The sequence below is a fragment of the Williamsia muralis genome (assembly GCF_002735905.1).
Classification (GTDB): Bacteria; Actinomycetota; Actinomycetes; order Mycobacteriales; family Mycobacteriaceae; genus Williamsia; species Williamsia muralis_A.
Genome location: NZ_PEBD01000012.1, coordinates 95,960 through 120,415, shown reverse-complemented (window position 1 = coordinate 120,415; position 24,456 = coordinate 95,960). Strand labels below are relative to the sequence as shown.

General features: G+C 65.5%; 23 protein-coding genes. 4 read left to right on the top strand and 19 right to left on the bottom strand.

Annotated features, from left to right (window positions below):
- Window position 1: 1 nt before the first annotated feature.
- The 14 genes from CSW57_RS22630 to rsmD form a co-directional block, all read right to left on the bottom strand.
- Window positions 2–445, bottom strand: coding sequence for an OsmC family protein (locus CSW57_RS22630; RefSeq protein WP_099384881.1), 444 nt, complete (start codon window positions 443–445; stop codon window positions 2–4).
- Between the two features lie 55 nt (window positions 446–500).
- Window positions 501–1,193: a response regulator gene (locus tag CSW57_RS22625; protein ID WP_099384880.1), complete on the bottom strand. Its 693-nt coding sequence runs from the start codon at window positions 1,191–1,193 to the stop codon at window positions 501–503.
- Window positions 1,190–3,718, bottom strand: coding sequence for a sensor histidine kinase (locus tag CSW57_RS22620; RefSeq protein ID WP_099384879.1), 2,529 nt, complete (start codon window positions 3,716–3,718; stop codon window positions 1,190–1,192). The genes CSW57_RS22625 and CSW57_RS22620 overlap by 4 nt, the downstream gene beginning before the upstream one ends.
- 9 nt (window positions 3,719–3,727) lie before the next feature.
- Window positions 3,728–4,354 (bottom strand): potassium-transporting ATPase subunit C, encoded by a 627-nt coding sequence (locus CSW57_RS22615; protein ID WP_099384878.1) that lies wholly within the window; start codon window positions 4,352–4,354, stop codon window positions 3,728–3,730.
- A 5-nt stretch (window positions 4,355–4,359) separates the two neighbouring features.
- A complete protein-coding gene (kdpB, locus tag CSW57_RS22610) occupies window positions 4,360–6,468 on the bottom strand; it encodes a potassium-transporting ATPase subunit KdpB (RefSeq protein WP_099384877.1) in 2,109 nt (702 codons plus the stop codon).
- A complete protein-coding gene (gene kdpA, locus CSW57_RS22605) occupies window positions 6,465–8,192 on the bottom strand; it encodes a potassium-transporting ATPase subunit KdpA (RefSeq protein WP_099384876.1) in 1,728 nt (575 codons plus the stop codon). Before kdpA ends, kdpB begins: the two co-directional genes overlap by 4 nt.
- A gap of 3 nt (window positions 8,193–8,195) precedes the next feature.
- Window positions 8,196–8,294, bottom strand: coding sequence for a potassium-transporting ATPase subunit F (locus CSW57_RS22600; RefSeq protein ID WP_023960355.1), 99 nt, complete (start codon window positions 8,292–8,294; stop codon window positions 8,196–8,198).
- A gap of 275 nt (window positions 8,295–8,569) precedes the next feature.
- Window positions 8,570–9,214: a nitroreductase family protein gene (locus CSW57_RS22595; RefSeq protein WP_099384875.1), complete on the bottom strand. Its 645-nt coding sequence runs from the start codon at window positions 9,212–9,214 to the stop codon at window positions 8,570–8,572.
- A 28-nt stretch (window positions 9,215–9,242) separates the two neighbouring features.
- Window positions 9,243–10,160 (bottom strand): bifunctional DNA-formamidopyrimidine glycosylase/DNA-(apurinic or apyrimidinic site) lyase, encoded by a 918-nt coding sequence (mutM, locus tag CSW57_RS22590; RefSeq protein ID WP_099384874.1) that lies wholly within the window; start codon window positions 10,158–10,160, stop codon window positions 9,243–9,245.
- The gene (gene rnc, locus CSW57_RS22585; RefSeq protein ID WP_099384873.1) at window positions 10,153–10,887 is read right to left on the bottom strand and encodes a ribonuclease III; all 735 of its coding nucleotides are present in this window, start codon (window positions 10,885–10,887) and stop codon (window positions 10,153–10,155) included. The genes mutM and rnc overlap by 8 nt, the downstream gene beginning before the upstream one ends.
- Window positions 10,884–11,375, bottom strand: coding sequence for a YceD family protein (locus CSW57_RS22580; RefSeq protein ID WP_099384872.1), 492 nt, complete (start codon window positions 11,373–11,375; stop codon window positions 10,884–10,886). The genes rnc and CSW57_RS22580 overlap by 4 nt, the downstream gene beginning before the upstream one ends.
- 174 nt (window positions 11,376–11,549) lie before the next feature.
- Entirely contained in the window at window positions 11,550–12,323 is a 774-nt protein-coding gene (locus tag CSW57_RS22575; protein WP_099384871.1) for a DivIVA domain-containing protein, read from the bottom strand.
- A 188-nt stretch (window positions 12,324–12,511) separates the two neighbouring features.
- Complete coding sequence (gene coaD, locus CSW57_RS22570; protein ID WP_099384870.1) at window positions 12,512–12,991, bottom strand: pantetheine-phosphate adenylyltransferase; 480 nt, start codon at window positions 12,989–12,991, stop codon at window positions 12,512–12,514.
- A 33-nt stretch (window positions 12,992–13,024) separates the two neighbouring features.
- Entirely contained in the window at window positions 13,025–13,585 is a 561-nt protein-coding gene (gene rsmD, locus CSW57_RS22565; protein ID WP_099384869.1) for a 16S rRNA (guanine(966)-N(2))-methyltransferase RsmD, read from the bottom strand.
- A gap of 188 nt (window positions 13,586–13,773) precedes the next feature.
- Between rsmD and ectA the strand changes: the two genes are divergently transcribed.
- From ectA to CSW57_RS22545, 4 genes are all read left to right on the top strand, one after another.
- Window positions 13,774–14,301, top strand: coding sequence for a diaminobutyrate acetyltransferase (gene ectA, locus CSW57_RS22560; RefSeq protein ID WP_099384868.1), 528 nt, complete (start codon window positions 13,774–13,776; stop codon window positions 14,299–14,301).
- Window positions 14,302–14,460: 159 nt separating this feature from the next.
- On the top strand, window positions 14,461–15,738 hold the full coding sequence (gene ectB / locus CSW57_RS22555) for a diaminobutyrate--2-oxoglutarate transaminase (protein WP_099385047.1): 1,278 nt from the start codon (window positions 14,461–14,463) through the stop codon (window positions 15,736–15,738).
- A 45-nt stretch (window positions 15,739–15,783) separates the two neighbouring features.
- A complete protein-coding gene (locus tag CSW57_RS22550) occupies window positions 15,784–16,182 on the top strand; it encodes an ectoine synthase (protein ID WP_030163704.1) in 399 nt (132 codons plus the stop codon).
- Window positions 16,183–16,374: 192 nt separating this feature from the next.
- Window positions 16,375–17,289: a Sir2 family NAD-dependent protein deacetylase gene (locus CSW57_RS22545; protein ID WP_099384867.1), complete on the top strand. Its 915-nt coding sequence runs from the start codon at window positions 16,375–16,377 to the stop codon at window positions 17,287–17,289.
- Here CSW57_RS22545 and proB read toward each other — a convergent pair.
- From proB to CSW57_RS22520, 5 genes are all read right to left on the bottom strand, one after another.
- On the bottom strand, window positions 17,245–18,348 hold the full coding sequence (gene proB, locus CSW57_RS22540; protein ID WP_223249445.1) for a glutamate 5-kinase: 1,104 nt from the start codon (window positions 18,346–18,348) through the stop codon (window positions 17,245–17,247). The two genes, CSW57_RS22545 and proB, sit on opposite strands and share 45 nt — an antisense overlap.
- Window positions 18,341–19,810, bottom strand: a complete 1,470-nt coding sequence (gene obgE, locus CSW57_RS22535) for a GTPase ObgE (RefSeq protein ID WP_099384865.1) — start codon at window positions 19,808–19,810, stop codon at window positions 18,341–18,343. The genes proB and obgE overlap by 8 nt, the downstream gene beginning before the upstream one ends.
- Before the next feature lie 95 nt (window positions 19,811–19,905).
- Window positions 19,906–20,169 carry a 50S ribosomal protein L27 gene (gene rpmA, locus CSW57_RS22530; RefSeq protein WP_023960381.1) on the bottom strand — a complete coding sequence of 88 codons (264 nt, stop codon included), beginning with the start codon at window positions 20,167–20,169 and terminating at the stop codon, window positions 19,906–19,908.
- Window positions 20,170–20,200: 31 nt separating this feature from the next.
- Window positions 20,201–20,512, bottom strand: a complete 312-nt coding sequence (gene rplU, locus CSW57_RS22525) for a 50S ribosomal protein L21 (protein WP_023960383.1) — start codon at window positions 20,510–20,512, stop codon at window positions 20,201–20,203.
- A 173-nt stretch (window positions 20,513–20,685) separates the two neighbouring features.
- Window positions 20,686–24,123, bottom strand: a complete 3,438-nt coding sequence (locus CSW57_RS22520; RefSeq protein ID WP_099384864.1) for an Rne/Rng family ribonuclease — start codon at window positions 24,121–24,123, stop codon at window positions 20,686–20,688.
- Between the last annotated feature and the right edge of the window lie 333 nt (window positions 24,124–24,456).

Sequence of the window (24,456 nt, the reverse complement as noted above, 5' to 3'; positions counted from 1 at the left end):
GCTACTCCGTATCGATGCGCAGCTCGACCTCGGCGCCGGTCTTGAGGGTGCGCCCCACCGTGCACACCGCATCGACCGCGCGTCGCACCACAACAAGAAGTCGCTCCGCGGCCTCGGGTTCCAGTTCGGACAGGTCCACTTCGAGGACCTCCTCGAGGCGGGGATACACCTCGTTGTCACGATCGGCGTCCCCGGAAACGCGAACGGTCGCGTCGTAGTCGTCGCCGAGGCGGCGGGACAGTGGTTTGTCCGAGCTCATCCCGGTACACGCGGCCAGAGCGATCTTGAGCAATTCGCCGGGGGTGAAGACGCCATCGACATCAGCGGAGCCGATCAAGACCTCGGCCCCGCGACTGCTGCGCCCTGTGTAGCGGCGCGTTCCGGTGCGCTCCACCCACAACTCGGTGGTCTGCTGGTCCGTGGTGACTGGTTCGGTGACGGTCATGTACGAATTAAACACGGAGCGCTCGCGTGCAATTCCGCCCACCGATCAGGCCCGCTCAGCGAACGAAGCGGTAACCCATCCCCGCTTCGGTGAGCAGGTGGCGTGGACGGGTGGGATCAGGCTCGAGTTTTCTCCTCAACCCCGCCAGATACACCCGCAGGTAGTGGGTCTGGCCTCGGTATGCCGGGCCCCACACCTCGTTGAGAATCTCGGGCTGTCCGACGAGTTTTCCCTCGTTGCGCACCAGCATTTCCAGGATTCCCCATTCGGTCGGGGTCAGGTGTACGGCCTGCCCTGCGCGGGTCACCTGCTTGGTACGCAGGTCCACCGTGAACGATGCCGCTTCCACCACAGGGGGCTCGGCTTCTCGCGCCGGCGACGTGCCTCGGCGTACCGCGGCCCGCAGCCTGGCCAGGAACTCCTCCATCCCAAAGGGTTTGGTCACATAGTCGTCGGCCCCGGCGTCCAATGCCTGCACCTTCTCGGAGGAATCGCTACGCGCCGACAACACGATGACGGGGACGTCGGTCCATCCACGTAGGCCGGCGAGCACCTCGAAACCGTCGATGTCCGGTAGACCCAGGTCGAGGATCACCACCTGCGGATTGGTCTGTGCCGCAGCGGTCAACGCACCCGTACCGCTTGCGGCGGTGGTCACGTCGAACCCCCTCGCCTTGAGGTTGATGCGCAGTGCGCGCAATATCTGCGGCTCGTCGTCGACCACGAGCACCCGGATCTTGTCACTCATGACCGCACCTGTCCGGGCGGTCCGGTCTGCAGACCGATCACCATCGTGAGTCCCCCACCAGGGGTGTCGACGGCTTCGATCGTCCCGTCCATGGCCTGGACGAATCCCTGTGCAACCGAGAGCCCCAGTCCGACTCCACCGCCGGTGGTCCGGTCGCCGAGGCGCCCGAACGCGGTGAACATCTTCTCCCTGTCGTGCGCAGCGACGCCCACCCCGTGGTCGATCACAGAGATCTCGCACCGCGCCGGATCATCTCCCGTCAGCGCAGCCTCGATGGACACGGGAGCTGTGGGCCCACTGTGGCGTAAGGCATTGTCCACCACGTTCACGAGTACTCGTTCGAGCAATCCCGGATCGGCGTAGGCCGAGAGTTCGTTGTCGCTGAACGTGATCCGCTCGGCACCCACCCGATCCGACCGCGCGATACCGGCGATCGCACGTTCGACGGCCTCGGTCACGTACACCGTCCGCATGTCGGGGCTGACCACACCTGCCGCCAGCCGTGAGGAATCGAGGAGGTTGTCGACCACGTCGGTGAGCTGGTCGGTCGACTCTTCGATGGTCGCCAGTAGCTCCGCTGTGTCGTCAGCACTGAACGCCACATCGGTGCTCCGGAGACTCGACGCCGATGCCTTCACGGCGGCGAGCGGTGTGCGCAGGTCGTGGCTGACTGCCGACAGGAGCGCACGCCGGAGCTGGTCGGTGGCCGAGAGAGCCTTGGCTGCAGCCGCTTCGGTGGCCAGCGCGCGTTGCCTGACCACACCCGCCGCCTGGATGGCGACCGCAGCGAGTACCCGACGGTCCCCACCACCGAGGGTGGGGCCTCGTAGGAGCAAGGCGAACTCTCCCCCGGGCACAGCGCAGACGGTATCGGCCTCGTCGGGGTGCGCCGGTGGGTCGTCGCCCACTGCGGCCTCCACCACACCTGGCCCGCGGCCATCTGTTCGGACCACACTGACGGCCCGCTGGTCGTAGGTCTCGCGGACGCGTTCGAGGAGTCCATCTGGCTCTTCGCCGCTGAGCACCGCACCGGCGAAGGTGGCGAGCAACTCCGCCTCGCGCCCTGCGCGGCGGGCTTGGGCACGCCGGACGGTGGACGAATCGACAAGAGCGGCAACGGCAACCGCGATCACCAACATGACGACGATGGTGATGAGGTTGTCCGTCTCGTTGATCGTGAAGCTGTATCGGGGGCTGGTGAACAGGAAGTTCAGCAGCAAGCCGCAGACGATGGCCGACAGCGCTGCCGGGCCGATTCCCCCCAGCATCGAGACTGCCAGCACCACCACGAAGAACAGCGCCGAATCACTCGCCAGTCCCAACCACCGGTCGAGCAGCGCGAGCACCCCGGCAGCCATCGCCGGAACCACCACGGCGGCGACCCAGCTCAGCGGGTGGTGGAAGCGGGACTGGCGGATGTCGAGCCAATTGCGAGTGCCTGCCACCTCATGGGTCACCATGTGCACGTCGATCTTGCCCGACTCGCGGACGACAGTGTTGCCGACGCCCTCGTCGAGCAAGCGCTGCCACCGGGATCTCCGAGAGGTACCCAAGACCAGCTGGGTTGCGTTGACACCGCGGGCGAACTCGAGCAGCGTTTCCGGTACATCGTCTCCGACAACGGTGTGCACCTGCGCGCCGAACCCCTTCGCCAGGTCGGTCAGCCCGGCCAGGTCAACCGACGCCGGATCAGCCAGCCCGTCGCCGCGCACCACATGCACGACGAGCAGTTCGGCACTGGACCGCGACGCGATCCGACTGGCCCGGCGAAGCAGGGTCGCCGATTCGGGGCCGCCCGTGATGGCCACCACGACCCGCTCGCGGGCCTCCCAGGTGTCGGTGATCGCGTGCGCAGACCGGTAGGCGGCCAGTGAGTCGTCGACCTGGTCGGCCAGCCACAGCAACGCGAGTTCACGCAGCGCCGTCAGGTTCCCCTGGCGGAAGTAGCTGGCCAGCGCACCACCGGCACGATCGCTGGGGTACACCTTGCCGGCCGAAAGTCGTTGTCGCAGAGCCTGTGGCGATATGTCCACCAGTTCGATCTGGTCGGCGCCGCGAACCACGTCGTCGGGTACGGTCTCACGCTGGACGACGCCGGTGATCTGTGCGACCACATCGTTCAGACTCTCCAGATGCTGGATGTTGATGGTGGAGAGCACATCGATCCCCGCATCCCGCAGAGCCTCGATGTCCTGCCAACGTTTGCGGTTGACCGACCCCGGCGCGTTGGTGTGTGCGAGCTCGTCGACGAGCACCACCTGGGGCCTGCGCTGGAGGACCGCGGACAGATCCATCTCGGACAACGTGGTCTGGCGGTATTCGTACTCCGTGCGCGCGATCACCTCGAGACCGTCGACCATCGCTTCCGTTGCGGTCCGGCCGTGCGATTCGACAACTGCCACAACCACATCGACGCCCTCGTCCGCGAGCGTGTGCGCCTGTGCCAGCATCTCGTACGTCTTGCCCACGCCGGGGGCGCATCCCAGGAACACCTCCAGGGTTCCTCTACGACTGGTCGACGCCATCGTTCGACCCTAGCCGCAGTTCGGTGCGCTCAGCCCCAGCGCGAGGTTGACCTCCAGCACGTTGACCCGCGGTTCCCCGAGGACACCGAGCTGCCTGCCCTCGGTGTGACTGTCGATCACCTCGCGCACCTGTTCGGGGGGCATTCCGTGCACGCGCGCCAGGCGGGGCACCTGGATGTCGGCATAGGCCGGGCTGATGTGCGGGTCCAGGCTCGAACCGGAACCGGTCACGGCGTCGACCGGCACCTTATCGGGGCGCACGTCCTCGCGTTCGGCGATGATCGCTCGCCGTGACTCGATCCACCCCGCCAATGTGACGCTGGAGGGCCCCTGGTTGCTCGCCGCAGACGCAGCAGGGTCGCCCGGGGCCATCGGATCGTCAGCCGCCCCCAGCACCCGCGCATGCAGGTAACCGTCGGTCCGCCCGGGTTCAGCCTGCGGATCGATCCCGATCAGGGCGGAGCCGACCCTGCAGCCGGCGCTGTCGGTGACCACCGAACCCTCGGCGCTCGACCGGTCGATACGCGAGACTCCCCACACCACTGCCGGGTACACCACACCGAGTATCACCGTCATCATCACCAGTACAGACACTGCAACCACGCTCTGTCTGATCCATGTCGTACCGAGCTTCATGACAACTACCCCATTCCCGGGAGAAAACGGACGACCAGATCGATCAGCCAGATGCCGACGAACGGTGTGATGACACCGCCGAGCCCGTAGACCAGCAGATTGCGGCCCAACAAAGAGGAGGCCGACGAGGGCCGGTACCGAACCCCTTTGAGCGAGAGGGGGATCAGCGCGACGATGATCAGCGCATTGAAGATCACGGCGGATGTGATGGCCGACTGGGCCGAGTGCAATCCCATCACGTTGAGGGTGTCGAGCTGCGGGTATATGCCACTGAACATCGCGGGCAGGATCGCAAAGTACTTGGCGAGATCGTTGGCCAGCGAGAACGTGGTCAACGCTCCGCGGGTGATGAGCAACTGCTTGCCGATGGCCACGACGTCGATCAGCTTGGTGGGATCGGAGTCCAGATCCACCATGTTGCCTGCCTCCTTCGCCGCAGACGTCCCGGTGTTCATGGCAAGACCGACATCCGCCTGGGCAAGTGCCGGTGCGTCATTCGTGCCATCACCGGTCATCGCGACCAGTCGGCCACCCGCCTGCTCGCGACGGATCAGTGCGAGTTTGTCTTCCGGGGTCGCCTCGGCCACAAAATCGTCCACACCTGCCTCGTCGGCGATGGCCCGTGCGGTCAACGGGTTGTCACCGGTGACCATGACCGTCCGTATCCCCATCGCCCGGAGTTGCTCGAAGCGCTGGGCCATACCGGGTTTGACGACATCCGACAGAGCGATGACACCGATGACGCGGGCGGGTTGATCGTCTGTTGTGGTTCCGACCACCAGCGGGGTTCCTCCCGCCGATGCGATCTCCTCGACCCCGCCGGCTACCTCGGCCGGTACGGTTCCGCCGTTCTCACCGACCCAGGCGAGGAGTGAGTCCGCAGCCCCTTTCCGGATGCTCCGTAGACCCGGCGCCTCCGGCACATCGACCCCGGACATCCGGGTGTGCGCGGTGAACGGGACCACCACACGATCGTGCCGGGTCTCGGCGTCGATCGACATCGGGTCGACGCCGAAGTCGTCGCGGCAGAGATCGACGATGCTGCGTCCCTCAGGAGTGTCGTCGGACAGGCTCGATCGGCAGGCCTCTCGCGCCATCTCCTCGTCGCTGATTCCGGGTGCCGGGATCAGCGCGGTGGCCCGGCGGTTGCCGAACGTGATGGTCCCGGTCTTGTCCATCAACAAGGTGTCGATGTCGCCGGCGGCCTCGACGGCGCGGCCCGACATCGCGAGCACATTGCGCTGCACCAACCGGTCCATGCCCGCGATGCCGATGGACGAGAGCAACGCACCGATGGTTGTCGGGATCAGGCACACCAGCAGGGCGATGAGTTTGATCGGGTCCGGAGACTGGCCTGCATACTGCTGCATCGGCCCCGCTGCCACCACCGCGAGCAAGAAGATGATGGTCAGACTCGACAGCAGGATGTCGAGCGCGATCTCGTTCGGGGTCTTCGTACGCTCGGCTCCCTCGACCAGGGCGATCATCCGGTCGACGAAGGACTCCCCCGGCGACGTCGTGATCTGCACGACAATCCGATCCGAGAGCACGACGGTGCCACCGGTCACGGCGCAGCGATCACCTCCGGATTCCCTTAACACAGGCGCTGATTCGCCGGTGATGGCCGACTCGTCGACGGTGGCGATACCTTCCACGACGTCGCCGTCACCGGCGATCACCTCGCCTGCAGTCACCAGGATCCGGTCGCCGATGACCAGTGAGCCCCCTGAGATCTCGGTGATCGCTCCGTCGGGCCCGATTCGCCGAGCCATCGTGTCCTGTTTCACCTTTCGCAGGCTCGCCGCCTGCGCCCGGCCGCGTCCCTCGGCAACAGCCTCTGCCAGGCCCGCGAACAGCACCGTGAACCACAGCCAGAAGACCACGCCGAAGGCGAACCAGGACGGCTGCCACACCGCCAGAACAGTGGTGATGATCGCTCCGAGGTACACGACGAACATCACCGGATTACGCGCTTGGTCCTTGGGGTTCAACTTCCGGATGGCTTGTGGCACCGCGCTGATCAGCTGGCGTGCATCGAACGCTCCGCTGCCGACCAGATCGGCCGTGGTGGTGGATACCGTGTCCGGTACGGGTTCGTCAAGGATCGTGCTCATGCCAATGCCTCTGCGATCGGTCCCAGCGCCATCGCTGGGAAGAATGTGAGTCCGGCAACGAGAAGTACCGTGCCGGTGAGTAATCCGCCGAACAGCAGCCCGTGGGTGGGCAGCGTCGCCACCCGATCCCGAGTCCGAACCGCCACTGCGCCCCCGGAAGAGGACTCGGGTGCCGCAGGTCGTCGCCCCGCCGCGAGGCGGCCGGCGAGTGCGAGCACAAAGATCATCGGGAGGAAGCGGCCAAGCAGCATGGCCAGCCCCAAGGAGGTCTGGAACCAGTCGCTGGTGACCGTGAGACCACCGAAGGCGCTGCCATTGTTGTTCGCAGCTGAGGCGTAGGCGTACAGCACCTCGGAGAAGCCGTGTACCGAACCCGGGGTGCCGGGGTCACCTGCATTGCCCTGAAAAGCGCTGGTGGACTCGAGGATCACGGTGATGGACGTTCCGACGAGCACCAGAGCGGGCATCACCAGCACGTACAACGCAGCCATGGTGATCTCGCCCTGGCCGATATTCTTCCCAAGGAACTCCGGACCGCGGCCCACCAGTAGGCCACCGACGAACACCGCGATGATGGCCAGGATCAGCATGCCGTAGAGCCCGGAGCCGACACCGCCCGGAGCGACCTCGCCGAGCAACATGTTCCAGATCAGTGCGCCGCCACCGGCAGCCGAAAAGCTGTCATGTGCCGAATCGACGGCGCCGGTCGAGGTTCCTGTGGTGGAGACGGCGAACAGTGCCGAGCCGGCCACGCCGAACCGCTGCTCTTTGCCTTCCATCATCGCGCCGGCCGCCTGGGCTGCAACGCCATTGGTCTTCGACTCGAAGAACCACACGAGTGCGAGCATGGACGCCCAGATGACGGACATGACACCCAGGATGGTCACACCCTGCCTGCGGTCGCCGACGAGAGTCGAGTAGGTGCGGGTGAGGCACACGGGGATGATCAGCAACGCGATCACCTCGGCGACATTGCTCAAGGGTGTCGGATTGGAGAACGGATGGGCGGAGTTGGCCGCGAGCGTTCCGCCGCCGTTGGTGCCCAGCATCTTGATGGCTTCCTGGGACGCGAAGGGACCGATCACGCTGTGGCCGGTCGAGCCGTCGAGACCTACGAAGTCGATGCCGCTCCGCAGCGACTGGACCGCTCCCTGGGTCAGCAACACAAGCGCCATCAGCCCGGCCAGCGGCAACAAGATCCGTAGTGTGCCTCGCACCAGATCAACCCAGAAGTTGCCCAGTTTGCCCCCGCCCGCGGCGACGATGCCGCGTATCAGCGCAATGGCGACCGCCAGCCCGACTGCGGCCGACAGGAAGTTCTGGACGGCCAGACCGATCATCTGCGTCAGATTTCCCATCACCACTTCAGGCGAATACGACTGCCAGTTGGTGTTGGCGACAAACGAGATGGCTGTGTTGAAGGCCATCGCCGGGCTGACACCCGGACGGCCGTCTCCGAACGGCAGGATCCCCTGGACCCGTTGCAGGACATAGAGGAACACAACGCTGATCAACGAGAAGGCAAGCACGGCGACCGCATAGCCGACCCAGGTCTGCTGACGTGCCGAGTCGATCCGCGCCAGTCGGTAGATGAGTCGTTCAGGAGCGAGGTCGCGGCTGCTCCGGAAGACCCGTGCCATGTAGTCACCGAGCGGCACGTACGCGGCGGCCAAGATGAGGATGACGATGCCCACCTGGGCAACTGCGGCCAATGTGGAGTCCACGGGTCAGAACCTCTCGGGACACACGAGGGCGACAGCCAGGTACAGCACCACGGCGATGGCGACGACCACGAGCACCACATTGGTCACGCCCTCGGCGGTCATCGGTCACCCCGCGCCGCGACCACCCGCACCACGACGAGGCACAACGCAAAACTCCCGAAAACCGCTGCCATGAAGGCAAGATCTGCCACGTTCCACTCCTGCACACGTGCCGGACTACTTCGACGAGTCCGGCTGGTGGTGCAAGCATGTATCCGCCGCCCGATCAGATCGACGGCGTTAACGGTCTTTCGACGCTGCGACCTGCGGTCTTCACGAGTTTTTTACGGCGTCCCGCTTCCGGGCCGAGGTTCTTCGCCATGGCCCGGACCGCCGGCTCACCAACGGTCGAAGTGGATCACATTGTCGAGCGGTTCTCGCGGCGCCGGCTTGAAGGTCTCACCCGTGTAGTACGCCGTCGGGATCAATGCCGCCTGGTGAAATCCCGCCGGCACGCCCAGCAGGTCGGCCACCTCGGCCTCACGTTGCAGATGCAGTGTGGTCCAGGCTGTTCCGAGGCCACGAGCGCGCGCCGCCAGGCAGTAGCTCCACGCGGCGGGCAGCAGGGAGCCCCACAATCCGGCCTGATTGTCCGGCGGCAAGGTCTTGCCCGCCTTGATGCACGGGATGACAAGAACGGGCACCTCGCCCATGTGCTCACCCAGCCACGCCACACTGCCTCCGACTCGCTGCTGGACCGGTGCCCGGTTCGGGTCATCGGCGAATAGGGCCGCGGCCGAATGGCGAGAGTTCAGGTATTCCTCGGTCAATTCCCCGTAGATCCGGCCGACTGCCGCGCGCAGCTCCGGGTCGGTGATCACCAGCCACTGCCAGCCCTGCCGGTTGGAACCGGACGGCGCCTGCAGCGCGACCTCCAGGCACTCGCGGACGAGTTCGATGGGCACCGGCCGCGTCAGGTCCAGGCGCTTGCGTACCGTTCGGGTGGTGGTGAGCAATTCATCGGGTGTCAGAGCCAGGGTCATGCCCCGATGATGCCCTAGCCATCACGGTCTAGATGCGTGGACGCACCTGGCAGCGTGGGCAACTGAACGAGCTGCGGTTCATGAACGCCTCGCGCCGCATCGTCGCGCCGCAACGACGACAGGCCTCCCCTTCACGCCCGTACGCGTTCAGTGAGCGTTCGAAGTAGCCCGACTGTCCGTTGACGTTGACGTACAAGGCATCGAATGACGTCCCACCTTGATCGAGTGCTCGCTCCATCACGTCCTTGGCGTTGTCGAGCACCGACCGTAATGCCTTGGCGCTCAACTTGTCGGTGAGTCGCCTCCCATGAATCTTGCTGAGCCACAATGCCTCGTCGGCATAGATGTTGCCCACACCCGACACCACGGTCTGATCCAGCAGCGCACGTTTGACCTCGGTGTGCTTGGCCTTGAGCAGCCGGACAACGGCATCGGGGTCGTAGTCCGGGTCAAACGGATCGGGCGCGATGTGCGTGATGGACGCCGGCCCCGGCCCTCCGGTCGCACGCGGAGCGTGCCTGACGGCGTCAAAGCGCGAACGGAGAGACGGCAGCTCGACCAGGTCGTCGACCATCCAGCCGCCGAATGTGCGTTGGTCGACAAAGCGGAGTTCCTTGCCGTCGTCGAGTGTCGCCCGGATTCGCAGGTGTTTCTCGTCCTCGGCACCTGCGGTCTGCACCAGCATCTGTCCGCTCATCCCCAGGTGCACGACAAGAGCCAGTGCGTCGGCGCCACCGGCCGGGTCCGCTTGCAGCCACAGGTACTTGCCGCGACGACGCGCAGCGGTGACAGTCGCGCCGGACAGCAGGCCGGTCAAGTCGAGTGGGCCGCCCAGATGCCGCCGGACCGCCCGTGGGTGCAGGACGTCGACGGAGACGATGCGCCTACCGACCACGTGGGCGAGCAGCCCGCGCCGAACGACCTCCACCTCGGGCAGTTCAGGCATCGTCTCCGGATCCGGAGATCGCCTTCCAGGCCGTCGACGCCGCGAGTTGCTCGGCTTCTTTCTTGGTCCGCCCGACTCCGGACCCCATCGGGTCACCCGCGACGACCACCGTCGCGGTGAACTCCTTGCAATGGTCCGGTCCGGTCGATGTGATCTGGTAGGCAGGCACCCCCAGACCCTTCTCTGCGGTCAATTCCTGCAACGAGGTCTTCCAGTCGAGTCCGGCGCCCAGGGCGGCAGACCGGTTCAGTGCCGGCTCGAAAAGTTTCAGGACGGTCGCGCGTGCGGTTTCGAGACCGTGCTCGAGATGGACCGCCCCGATCAGCGCCTCCATGCCGTCGGCCAGGATGCTGGCCTTGTTCCGGCCACCGGTCATCTCTTCGCCGCGGCCCAGACGTAGGTGAACTCCCAGCCCGCCGGGTCCGAGTCCACGCGCGACATCGGCGAGGGCGTGCATGTTCACCACACTCGCCCGGATCTTGGCCAGCTCGCCTTCGGGGCGATCTGGATGGGTTCGGTACAGCTGCTCGGTGATCACCACTCCCAACACCGAATCGCCGAGGAACTCCAGCCGTTCGTTGGTCGGCAGGCGACCGTGTTCGTACGCGTAGGAACGATGGGTCAGAGCCAGGGTGAGCATCTCATCGGACAGGGAAATATCCAATGCGGCAAGGAGATCGGCATGATCGGAGTGCACTTGCGCGGCACCACGGTCGGTTTCGGTCACTTCTTCGACTCGGGTTCCTCGGCGAACTTCGCGGCAAGACCAGCCCACCGCGGATCGATCTTGTCGTGGTGATGGCCCGGGTCCGCAATGGCCAGGCGTACACCGCATTCGGGACACAGCCCGGGGCAGTCAGGTGAGCACAGCGGCGCATTGGGGAGGTCGAGCGCCACCGCGTCGACGATGGCCTGTTCGAGATCGATGGTGTCATCGACGATGCGATGTACCTCGTCGGCGTCGGTGGTCTCATCGGTCACACTGTCCGGATAGGCGAACAGTTCGGTCAGATAGACGCTCGACGTTCCCGCGATCGGCTCCAGGCAGCGAACACATTGCCCTTCGGTTTCGCCACTGACGCACCCGGTGACCAGAACGCCCTCGGACACGGCTTCGAGCCGCAAGTCGAGGTCGATGTCACTGCCGGCCGGGATCGCGATCATGTCCAGCCCGATGCGAGGGGCAGACGTGATGGCACGATGCACCTCCTGCATCGAACCGGCACGTCGTCCTAGACTGCGAATGTCCAGACTGAACGGGCCGGTGGCGGGGCGATCGTGGCGGGTTGAATTACTCTCACGCTGCGACACAGGGAACCACGATACGCCCCTGATCACCGCATGCGGCAATCCTGACGCCGCGCCGTGTCCCCGATCAAGACGCGGTGGTCAGACCGCCATTCCGGTGCCGAAATCCCCGCGATGGACGTGCTCGGCGTAGTCGTGCACCCCTGCGCCCGTCCGAAGCTGTTGCCGACCACGGTTGACCGAGCGGATCGTCCCGGTGAGGAGTTCCTCGAACTCGGCCAATTTGTTGTCCACGTAGATGTCGCATTCGCCGCGCAGACGATCGGACTCGGCGTGTGCCGCGTCGATGACCCGCTCGGACTCGGCACGGGCGGCCTGGACCACCTCGGTCTCGGAGACGAGTCGTTGCTGCTCAGCGATGCCCTCGGCCACCGAGCGCTCGTAGTTCGCATTGCCCGAGGCGATCATGCGTTCGGCCTCGGCGTGCGCACGCCCGGTCACGGACTCGTATTCACGGTGGGCCGACGCGGCCACCCGTTCGGCCTCGGCGGTGGCATCCGCGAGCAGTTGCCCCGAGTGTGACTGCGCCTCGGCAACCATGCGGTCGGCCTGTGCTTTCGCCTCCGACAGCAGGCGATCGGCCTCTGCGCGCGAATGCGCCAGCAGCGAATCGGACTCCGCGGTTGCCTCACCGACGAGGGTGTCGGCGCGCATCCGCGCGTCGCCGATCAGCTTGTCGCGCTGGTCGAGGACGTCCTGCGCGTCGTCGAGGTCGCCGGGGATGGCGTCCTTGACGTCGTCGAGCAATTCGAGCACGTCACCTCTGGGGACCACGCAACCCGCAGTCATCGGCACACTGCGCGCTTCTTCGACGATGGCGCCCAATTCGTCCAGCGCTTCGAATACCCGGTACACAGCTACCTCACTCCTCGTCGCGACATCGGCCGGTGACCCACTGGGTCCCCACCCGCGTGCAAACAGTGGTTGGTGTTAATTCTGTGACTATTGTGCCCACTGGTACGCCTGAGACTCGTCAACCTACGGGGCGTGTCGTGATACCAACCAGGATCTGTCCCGCTTGGCGGCCTGTGCGGACCGGCCGGTCAACGAGCGTTGATTTTGGCGAGCAGTTGTTCGTGGACCACCGGCGGCAGGAACTCGCCGACCGGTCCACCGAGGGTGGCAACTTCCTTCACCAGCGAGCTCGAGACATGGGCCAGACGCGGGTCGGTCAGCATGAAAATGGTCTCGGCCCCGGTGAGATCCCGGTTCATCTGCGCCATCGGCAGCTCGTATTCGAAGTCCACGGCGCCGCGCAGGCCCTTCACGATCGTGTCCATCCCCTGCGAACGCACATAGTCCACGAGCAATCCCTGCCAGCTGTCGACCCGAACGTTGGGCAGGTGAGAGGTGGTCTCCCGCAGGAGAGCTATGCGTTCGGGGATCATGAAGAGACCACTCTTCTTCGGATTGACCATCACGGTGATCACCAGCTCATCGAACCGGGCGGCAGCCCGCTCGAAGACGAACAGATGACCCGAGGTCACGGGGTCGAATGAACCCGGACAGACAGCTCCCGACATGGGAGTCAAGTTATCAGCCTGCGGGCAGCCGTCTCACCCATGTGGCGGGCAGTACAAGGCAACCTCGACCCGGGTTTCCCCATACCGGCGGATCAGGACGTCATCGAACTCGGACGGCCACCGGGTGTCGGCCGCGCGAGCAGCGCGCTCCAGCACCACCAAGCCCCCATCGGAGACCGCCCCGTCCGCGAGCTGCCGAACCAGGCGCGCAACCTCATCCTCGGGCAGATCGTAGGGCGGATCGGCGAGCACCAGGTCGTAGGCGCCGCCGCGGCGCTCGAGATGTTCAGCCGCTCGGCGGCGGAGCACCTGCCCGCCCGACAACCCCGACGCCCTGACATTCGCCTCGATGATCTTCACCGCCTTGGCGTCGGCCTCCACGAACGTCACCGATTCGGCTCCCCGCGACAACGCCTCGAGCCCCAGCGCGCCGCTTCCGGCGAACAGATCGAGCACGATCAGCCCGTCGAAGTCGATGCGGGCCGCCAATATGTTGAACATCGATTCGCGCACCCGGTCGGTGGTCGGCCGGGTGCCGGCGGCAGGCACCGACAGTCGGCGACCGCGGGCCGAGCCGGCGATGATGCGCGTCATGCGTCCATTGTTTCGGGGCCCGGCCCGGCCCCGGGACCCGGGTCCGGCGGCCCAACTACTTGCAGCCTGCAAGTTTTTGTGAGCCACCTCACAAACCGCAGTTGAACAGGGCTTATACCGGCGCTTTTGCGACGAATTTCGACAACCGGGTGACTTTCGTGTGACACGTTGTTAACTTCAAATTCGATATGAGCCCAACTCAGATCAGCGCTACCCTAACCACCGCGCCGGACGCGGTGGCATTTCGTTCGCCAAAGGTTTCCGACGGAGTCCGGCTCTGGGAAATCGCCCGTGACTCGCAAGTTCTCGATCTCAACTCGAGTTACGCCTACCTCCTGTGGTGCAAGGATTACGCCGAGACATCGGTGGTCGCCGAAGTGGACGGACGCGTCGTCGGCTTTGTCACCGGTTACCTTCGCCCTGAACTCCCCGATGTGGTGATGGTGTGGCAGGTCGCTGTCGACGCCGACCAACGGGGACTCGGTCTGGCCGGAAAAATGTTGTCCCAGTTGATGGATCGACTGGAGCCGCGCGGCATCACCACCCTGCACACAACGATCAGTCCGGACAACGAGGCGTCGGTGGCGCTGTTCACCGCCCTCGCCGAACGTCGCGGGATGAGCATCACCAAGGAGAGTTTTTTCTCCCCCGCCGACTTCCCGGACGACCACGAACCAGAAGATCTGTACGCCGTCGCGCCGCGACGCCCGAGATGATCTGTCGCGGTTAGCAATACCGCATTCGACCACCGCTACCCGTGGTCACTTCACGGCAGAGCCGGGACCGACCCGGCCGCCACATCTTTACCAGTTGGAATACAGCTGTATTTTTCGCACCCTACTGTGCTTCAGGCACACCCGGAGGACACGACAGACATGACTGCATCCATCCAAGAAACGTTTTCCAGCAATATCTTCGAGACCCGCGAGTCTGAAGTTCGTAGTTACAGCCGCGGCTGGCCCGCAATCTTCACCAAGGCCAAGGGCGCATGGCTCACCGACCGCGACGGCAAGCAGTACCTCGATTTCTTCGCCGGCGCCGGTGCGCTGAACTACGGGCACAACAACCCCATCCTGAAGTCGGCTCTGCTCGAGTACATCGAGAACGACGGCATCACCCACGGCCTGGACATGTCCACCGTCGCCAAAGGCGAGTTCCTGCAGGCATTCCAGGACAAGATCCTGTTGCCACGCGGACTCGACTACAAGGTCCAGTTCCCCGGACCCACCGGTGCCAACACCGTCGAGAGCGCACTGAAGCTGGCTCGCAAGGTGACCGGCCGTACATCGATCATCAACTTCACGAACGCATTTCACGGTATGACCCTGGGAGCACTCTCGGTCACCGGCAACTCGATGAAGCGGGCGGGCGCCGGTATCCCTCTGGTCCACGCCACTCCGATGCCGTTCGACAACTACTTCGACGGTGTCGTGGAGGACTTCAGCTGGTTCGAGCGCGTCCTCGACGACTCGGGTAGCGGTCTCAACCGTCCGGCAGCCGTGATCGTGGAGACCGTCCAGGGCGAAGGCGGCGTCAACGTGGCCCGGCCGGAATGGCTCAGGGCTCTCGCCGAACTCTGCAAGCGGCGCGAGATCCTCTTGATCGTCGACGACGTCCAGATGGGCTGCGGCCGGACCGGACCGTTCTTCTCATTCGAGATCGCCGGCATCGAGCCCGACATCGTCACCATGTCGAAGTCGATCAGCGGATACGGCATGCCCATGGCGCTCACCTTGTTCAAGCCGCACCTCGACGTGTGGGCACCGGGCGAGCACAACGGCACCTTCCGCGGCAACAACCCCGCCTTCGTCACCGCCAAGAAAGCGATCGACACCTACTGGTCGGACGACAAGTTCGAGAACGAGGTCATCGCCAAGGGTGAGCGGATCCGCGACTCGTTCATCTCGCTGTGCAGCGCGCACCAGGGCATCACGACCCGCGGTCGCGGCATGGTCCAGGGGCTGGTGTTCGACGACGCCGAAAAGGCAGGCAAGGTGTGCGCACTCGCGTACGACCGCGGACTGCTCGTCGAAACCTCCGGCCCGTCAGACCAGGTCGTCAAACTGCTGCCGCCGCTGACCATCACCATCGAGGAGCTCGATCAGGGGCTGGCGATTCTCGGCCAGGCCACGGCCGAGGTGCTCAGCGCCTGAGCCGGCCCGACTCGACGAAAACCCAAGCGCGCGAAAGGACTACACGTGATCGTACGTACCACCAAGGAAATCACCGGCACCGAACGCGATGTCGAGGCGGAGAACGGCAATTGGCGCTCCAAGCGCATCGTCCTCGGCGGCGACAAAGTGGGGTTCTCCTTCCACGAGACGACCATCAAGGCAGGTTCGGTCAACGAGTTCCACTACGCCAACCATGTGGAAGCAGTGTGGTTGGTGGAGGGCACCGGGACCCTCACCGATCGCGAGACCGGCGAGGTGTACCCGCTCGGGCCGGGCACGATGTATCTCCTCAACGGCCACGAACGGCATACGGTCACCGCTGACACCGAGCTTCGCATGCTCTGCGTGTTCAATCCGCCGGTGGTCGGAACCGAAACGCACGACGAGAACGGCGTCTACCCGCTGGTCACCGTCGGCACCTGACCGGTTCGCAGGATGGCGGGCCTGAACCCGGGCTTCGCTGGGTAGCGTTGTGCTGGCGCTTGTGCGATTGCGTCAGATGCCCGGGCCCTCCGACCGTCACCCGAGGCGAGCCAGCAAGAAACTCGGCACCCCGACGGGGGTGCCGAGTTCTCGTCTCCGGGGCGCTGTCGCGGTCGGGGTATTCTGGACGAGGTGCGTACCCGCCCCATTCGCTGGACACCGGCCCAGCCCACCGCACCCGACCCCGATCTACCCCATCGGATCGAGGAGCTGGCACAGCTCCTCGACGGACGTCGTGTGCTCGCGCTGACCGGGGCCGGGATGTCGACCGATTCAGGGATACCGGACTACCGCAGCCCCGGAACTCCCCCACGGACACCGATGACCATCGAGATGTTCCTGAGCTCGAGCGACTTCCGCCGTCACTACTGGGCACGTAATCATCTCGGCTGGCGTCACATGGACGCGGCGGTTCCCAACGCGGGCCACCGCGCCCTCGCCACCCTGGAACGCCGGGGCAAAGTGAGTGGCGTCATCACGCAGAACGTCGACATGCTCCACCTCAAGGCCGGCAACCGCGCCGTGCTCGAACTCCACGGCAGCTACGGGCGTGTTCGTTGCCTCGACTGCGAACACCGGGTCTCCCGGCACCGACTTGCCGAACTCCTGGAGCCGCCAAACGCCGAGTTCGTCAGCAGGATTCGTGGCCGCGGCGCCATCGAGGTGGCCCCCGACGCCGATGTGGTTGTGGAGGACACCACCGACTTCGCGATGCTCGACTGTCCGGACTGCGGCGGAATACTCAAACCAGACATCGTCTACTTCGGTGAAAGTGTGCCGAAAGCAGTTGTGCAGCAGGGTTATTCGATGGTCGATGACGCCGATGCGGTACTCGTCCTGGGGTCGTCCCTGACGGTGATGAGTGGGCTGAGGTTCGTTCGGCACGCCAGGCGTACCGGCAAACCGATAGCCATCGTCAACCGCGGACACACCCGCGGCGACGAGTTCGCGACCATGAAGATCGACGGTTCGTGCTCAACGGTGCTGACCGGATGGCTGGAGTCAGACCGCGACGAGATCGTCGGCGTGAACCACCGGACGACGTAGATCCGAGGGCAGATCGGCCTTCGACTTGCCCACCATCTGGGCCACCTCGGTGGCGTCGTACGCCACGACTCCCCTGGCCATCGTGTGTCCGGACTGATCCGTCAGATCGACCACGTCGCCACCGTAGAACCGGCCCGACACCGCGGTGATACCGGCCGACAGCAGTGAACGGCGCGCGGTGGCAACGGCCTGCACCGCCCCATCATCGAGCACCAGACGTCCACTGGCTTCTGCGGCGTGCCGCACCCAGAACTTGCGCGCCGAAAGTCGTTGCGGTCGAGGCGCAAACGCAGTGCCGACCGAGGCATCGGTCAGCGCTGCGGCAGCATCGGCCGCAGCTGCCAGCAGCACCGGCAACCCGGCATCTGCGGCGAGGCGGGCAGCGGACAACTTCGATGCCATGCCGCCGGTTCCCAGGGCGCCACCGGTGCCGGCGATCACACCGTCGAGGTCCTCGGGGCCGTCGACCTCAGAGATCATCGAGGCGTTGCCCTTCCGGGGATCCCCGTCGTAGAGACCGTCGACATCGGACAGAAGGACCAGCGCATCAGCGCCCGCCAGGTGCGCGACCAGGGCCGCCAGCCGATCGTTGTCGCCGAAACGGATCTCGTTGGTTGCCACGGTGTCGTTCTCGTTGACGATTGCGACCGCGCCGAGAGACCGCAACCGATCGAGGGTGCGCTGCGCATTGGCGTGGTGTGCACGCAGCGAGATGTCATGGGCCGTCAGCAGAACTTGCCCAACGGTGCGACCGTATCGGGCGAACGAGGTGTTCCACGCGTGCGCGAGAGCCAGCTGCCCAACGCTGGCCGCTGCCTGCTTGGTGGCCAGATCCTTCGGCCGGCTCTTGAGACCCAACGGCGCGATACCCGCTCCGATTGCGCCGGACGACACCACGATGACGTCCGAGCCGGCCTGCATCCGCGCTTCGATCGCATCGGCCAAGGCGTCGAGACGGCCTGAGTCCAGGCCGGTCGCCAACTCGGTCAGAGCCGAGGAGCCGATCTTGACCACAACGCTGCGAGCTCCCGAAAGCTGTTGCCGGGTAACACTAGCCACGTTCGTCCGGATCCTCGGCATCCACATCGAGGCCGCGCCGCAGCCGTCGTGCGATCTTGCGCTCGGAGGCACCGACGCGCTCTGGACGATCCAGACGGATGTCGGTGCCGCGACCACTCATCGGGAAGTCCTCCGCGACAGGCGTCTGCGGTTCCCACTCGAAGGACACGTCACCGATGGTGACCGGGCAGCCGGGCTCGGCGCCTTGCTTGACCAGCTCCGCCTCGACACCGAGCCGGTTGAGTCGGTCGGCGAGATATCCGACGGCTTCGTCGTTCTCGAACTGCGTCTGCTTGATCCAACGCTCCGGCCGCGTACCGCGCACGATGAAACCACCGGGCTGATCGGGATCGGCGATCACGGAGAAGCCGTTGTCGTCGGTAGGAATCGGACGGATCACCGGGCGCCTGGCAACCGGTTTCGGGTGGTCGATGCGGTACTGGCGCACCATGTCGGCCAGTGCGTACGTGAGTTCCTTGAGGCCCTTGTGGGAGACGGCGGAGATCGCGTACACGGGCCAACCACGTTCTTGCAGTTCGGGAGTGACCATCTCGGCCAGTTCCGCCGCATCGGGCACGTCTGTCTTGTTCAGGATGACCACGCGAGGCCGGTCGGCGAGATGCCCGAGACCGGTATCTGCCTGCAGAGCGGGCTGATACGCGGCCAGCTCGGCCTCCAGCGCGTCGATGTCCGACACCGGGTCTCGACCGGGCTCGAGAGTGGCGCAATCGACCACATGCGCAAGCACCGCACAGCGTTCGAGGTGACGGAGGAACTCCAACCCCAGACCGCGGCCGGCAGACGCTCCCGGAATCAGCCCAGGAACGTCCGCAACGGTGAAAACATCTGAACCACTGTTCACCACACCGAGGTTCGGCTGAAGCGTGGTGAAAGGATAATCGGCGATCTTCGGCTTGGCCGCCGAGAGCACCGAGACGAGAGACGATTTGCCGGCCGACGGGAAACCCACGAGGCCGACGTCGGCGACGGATTTGAGTTCGAGGACGAGTTCGCGGACCTCGCCTTCCTCCCCCAGCAGAGCGAAGCCCGGCGCCTTGCGCGCCTTGGACGCCAGCGAGGCATTGCCGAGACCACCGCGTCCACCGGACGCCGCAGCGAAAGTGGTTCCTGCACCGACCATGTCGGCCAGGAGCCGGCCGTCGCGGTCGAGCACCATGGTGCCGTCAGGGACAGGGAGAACCAATGGATCCCCGTTTGCGCCGTCACGGTTGGCGCCCGCACCGGGCCGGCCGTTACCGGCTTTCGCGTGCGGATGAAAGTGGAAGTCGAGCAGGGTGTGGACCTGCGGGTCGACCACGAGGGTGACATCGCCACCGTTGCCACCGTTGCCGCCGTCGGGTCCGCCGAGGGGTTTGAACTTCTCGCGGTGCACCGATGAGCAGCCATGACCACCGTTGCCCGCCGTTGCGTGAATCGTCACGCGGTCAACAAATCTGGACATGGAACCACCTGTGAGAGAGTTTGGAATTTTCTAAGGGGCGGGCGGGATCTGGTGATCCTGCCCGCCCCTTAGGAGCTGGATTGCATTGCGCCGGATCAGGCCTGCGCAGGCTCCGGAACGATGTTCACGGTCTTGCGGCCACGCTTGCTGCCGAACTCCACAGCACCGGGAGCCAGGGCGAACAGCGTGTCGTCGCCGCCACGACCGACGTTGACGCCGGGGTGAAAGTGTGTACCGCGCTGGCGGACCAGGATCTCACCGGCGCTCACCTGCTGGCCGCCGAAGCGCTTCACACCGAGTCGCTGAGCATTCGAGTCGCGCCCGTTGCGCGAGCTGGATGCACCCTTCTTATGTGCCATGACAGTTCTCCTGAAAAGTGTGGGGGCGTGCTTACTTGATGCCGGTGACCTTGAGGACCGTCAACTTCTGACGGTGACCCTGACGCTTGTGGTAGCCGGTCTTGTTCTTGAACTTGTGGATGCGGATCTTCGGACCCTTGACGTGCTCGACGACCTCACCGGTCACCGAGATCTTCGCCAACTTGTCCGCGTCCGTGGTCAGATCGGCACCGTCGACGACAAGCGTCACGGGAAGTGAGACGGTCGCGCCGAGTTCACTGTCGATCTTCTCGACCTTCACCAGATCGCCTTCAGCGACCTTGTACTGCTTACCGCCGGTCTTGACGATCGCGTACGTTGCCATCGGAGAGCTACCTCTTACTGTCTGTCGTGTGTTGTTCGGGCTCTTGCCCGTTGCCGATCCGGCCGGGCGCCGTCTTTCCGAGCACAGCGCAATCCGTCCGCCGGATGGCGACTGATCCAGGTTACGGGAGTGTGGCGGGCCGGGTCAAACTGACCCGGTACGCCCAGCAATCCTCACTCCTCCACCGGCGGACCTGCAGGTCTCCCGGCTGCGCGCCGTCGCGGCGTGCGCCGTACCGCCACAGCCGGCTCGGTGGACGTGGAGGTTCCGACCGGGCCCGAGGTGGTCACCGGCGAGGCGATGACCTCGGCGATGACAGCGGGATCGGTCGCCGTGGTGGGAGCCGCCGGCTTGCGCCGCACGGCGCGTCGCCGTTTTGGCGGGGCACTCGGCGGCGTTTGTCCGGGTTCGTCAGCGGTGCTCTGCTGCGTGTCGCCGGCCGCCGGAGTCGCCGGGCTGTGTGCTGTCTCGTCCACAGGGCTGGTGGCCTCGGATGTGCCGGACTTCTCAGGCTTCTGGGACTTCTCGGATTTCTTGGGGGCAGCAGACGCCGACCGTTCTGCGGCCGATGACTCGATGGCCGGAGCGGGGTCCCCGTGAACCTTCGCGGACCCTGCAGCCGTGTCCTCGACGGCCGCCGTCGAGCCCTCGGACGCGGACACCGCGGACGTGGTGTCCTCGGTGTCGGTCTCGGTGCGGGCAGCATCGTCGACGGACTCCTCCGAGCCTGTCTCCGTGACCTCGAAATCGGTCTCGGTTTCGGGTGTTTCGGAATCGGGGGTGTGGCTGGCCATCGCCCGGAACATCGGGTGCTCGGCGGGACTGTGGGCAGCCGGTTTGCTCTCGACAGCTGCGGGCTGATCCGCTTTGCCACTGCGACGGTTGCGCCGCGCCCTCTTGGTGTTGTCGCCGCGGCCTGCCTGATCATCGCCGGACGAGATCTCGACCGGGTTGGCGTGCACGACGATGCCGCGCCCGTTACAGCAGGTGCAGGTGGTCGAAAATGCTTCGAGCAAACCGGTTCCGAGGCGCTTTCGCGTCATCTGCACCAAGCCGAGCGACGTCACCTCGGACACCTGATGGCGCGTGCGATCGCGGCCCAGTGCCTCGGTGAGCCTGCGCAAGACAAGGTCACGATTCGACTCGAGGACCATGTCGATGAAGTCGACGACGATCATGCCGCCGATGTCGCGCAACCTCATCTGCCGGACGATCTCTTCGGCAGCCTCGAGGTTGTTGCGGGTCACCGTCTCTTCGAGGTTTCCGCCCGAGCCGGTGAACTTGCCGGTGTTCACGTCGACGACGGTCATCGCCTCGGTGTGCTCGATGATCAGCGTTCCACCGGAGGGCAACCACACCTTGCGGTCCAATGCCTTTGCCAACTGCTCGTCGATCCGATGAACGTCGAAGACGTCCGGCGCATCGGCGTGGGCCTTCTCGAAGCGCTCAGTGCGGTCGAGCAGGTCGGGTGCGACGCCTCGGACGTAGTTCTCCACCTGGTTCCAGGCACCGTTGCCCTCGACGATGAGCTTCTTGAAGTCTTCGTTGAAGAGGTCACGGACAACCTTCACGAGAAGGTCCGGCTCTTCGTACAACGTCTGCGGCGCACCGGATTTCGAGCTACCGGCCGCCGACGTGGCCGTGTTGATGGTTTCCCACTGCTGTTGCAGACGTTCGATGTCGGCCGTCAGCTCTTCGGCCGAGACACCTTCGGATGCGGTGCGGATGATCACACCCGCGTCGTCAGGAACGATCTTGCCGAGGATCTGCTTGAGGCGTTTGCGCTCGGTGTCGGGGAGCTTGCGGCTGATCCCGGTGGAACCGCCGCCCGGCACGTACACCAGGTACCGGCCGGCCAAGGAGATCTGTGTGGTCAGACGGGCACCCTTGTGCCCGACCGGGTCCTTGCTGACCTGGACCAAGACCTGGTCACCGGGACGCAGGGCCTGTTCGATCTTGCGTGATCCGCCATCGAGACCGGCTGCGTCCCAATTCACCTCACCGGCGTAGAGGACGCCGTTGCGTCCCCGTCCGATGTCGACGAAGGCAGCTTCCATGCCGGGCAGGACGTTCTGCACCCGACCCAGGTAGATGTTGCCCACCATCGACGAGGAGTTGGACGTGGTCACGAAGTGCTCGACCAGTACGCCGTCTTCCAGCACCGCGACCTGTGTGTAATCGCGAGTCTGCTGGTTCGAAGATTCGGCGTTGCCGTCGGAGTGTGTGTCCCCATGAGTGACCGTTGCGGCCACCCCCGAGCGTTCGCGCACAACCATCACCCGGTCGACCGCTTCGCGGCGGGCCAGGAATTCCGACTCACTCAGGATGGGTGGACGACGCCGTCCCGCGTCGCGGCCATCACGGCGTCGCTGGCGCTTGGCCTCGAGACGGGTGGACCCGGAGATGCCCTGCACCTCATCGCGACCGCGCGACTTGTTCCGTGGCTCGCGTTCGTGCACCACCGTGTTGGGCGGGTCGTCGGCAGGCAGCGGTTCGTCGCCCTCTCCGCCTTTGCGACGACGCCTGCGACGACGCCTGCGATTTGCCGAGGTGCCGTCGCCCGAGTCGTCCTGATCATCGGAGTCCGAGGAGTCCGATTCAGCCGACTGGTCGGAGTCGTCGTCATCGCCACCGGCCGTCTCGTCGGCGGGGGCATCGGACGGCGAGCCGTCTGGGCCCTGCTCGTTGTCGCCGTCGGAGTCGGGCCGGGCTTTCTTCGGCCTACTCCGCTTTCGCCTGTTCCCCGATCTCGTCTCGGGTTTGGCGGCTTCGTCGTCGGTGTCGGGGGCGTCGTCAGAGTCTGCCGAGGCGCCGTCCTGGGTCTCCCGAGCCGGCTCTCCGGCCGAATCGGTGGCATCCGTGTCCGAATCGTCGTCGCCGAAGTCGCCGCCGGCCTGGTCACCGCGTCCACGACCGCGACCACGACGACCGCGACGCCGTTTCCGCGACCCCGACTCGCTCTCGTCGTCCGAATCGTCGGTATCGGTGTCGGCGTCCGCGTCGACCGAGTCCTTGGTGCTCTGCGGGATGGGAGCTGATTGTTCTGCCGACAGGAAGAGCGGCGATCCTGCCCCGGCCCCGGCCGAGGTTGTCGGCGTGTGCCGAGGCTGCTCCTCTTCCACCGCGGAGAAGAGACTGGGAATCGACCTCTCGCGTGGCACCGACTCCGGCGCCTTGTCAGCGGGCTCGGCCTCGGCCGGCGCGTCCTCACTGGGTGCAGTTGCCGCCGCAGCGACCTCGGAATCCACGGGCGGGGCGACATTCTCTGATTCCGGCTCGGCGACACGCGCAGCCGATACTTCCGCCGACTGCTCGGCCTCGACCGGCTGGGGGTCGGCCAGCGGGGAGTCAGCGCCGGCGGTGATGGCATCGTCGCCCTCCACCGACTCGTCGGCGGGCGGATTGATTCGGTCGCGTACCGCGATGGCAGTGCTGCGCACAATGCTCGACTGCGGACTGCGAGCCGCGATGCCCAGCTCGGCGAGGTGCGCGAGCACCTCGCGGCTGCTGAGGCCAAGAATCCTGGCCAGCGCATGCACTCGTAGTTTGTGCGGGAATTCTTGCGCCGAACCTGTGCTGTTCAGTTCGTCCGGCGACTGCGTGTCGGCCACGTATTCTCCTCAAGCCCCCGGGCGCGGATAAACGCGGCCACGCGAGGGCTGTGCTATTTACCCGGACTGCGCCGGGATTGTAGGTCTCGCTTCGCCCTATGTCGGCGGGGATGACCCCGCGTTCACCGGCGATGCCTGGCGTGATGACTGACTGATGTCGAGCGCCACGATGTCCACACCACGCCATGTGAGAGCCACATGAGTGGGGACCGAGCACCCGAGCTGATCATCTGGCAGTCGACGCCCGCGAGGGCTCGACAACCTCTGTCAGTATCCCACACAACTGTGGTCCGGCGGTCCAGACCTCCGACATCGCCGGCACACAGGCCGACA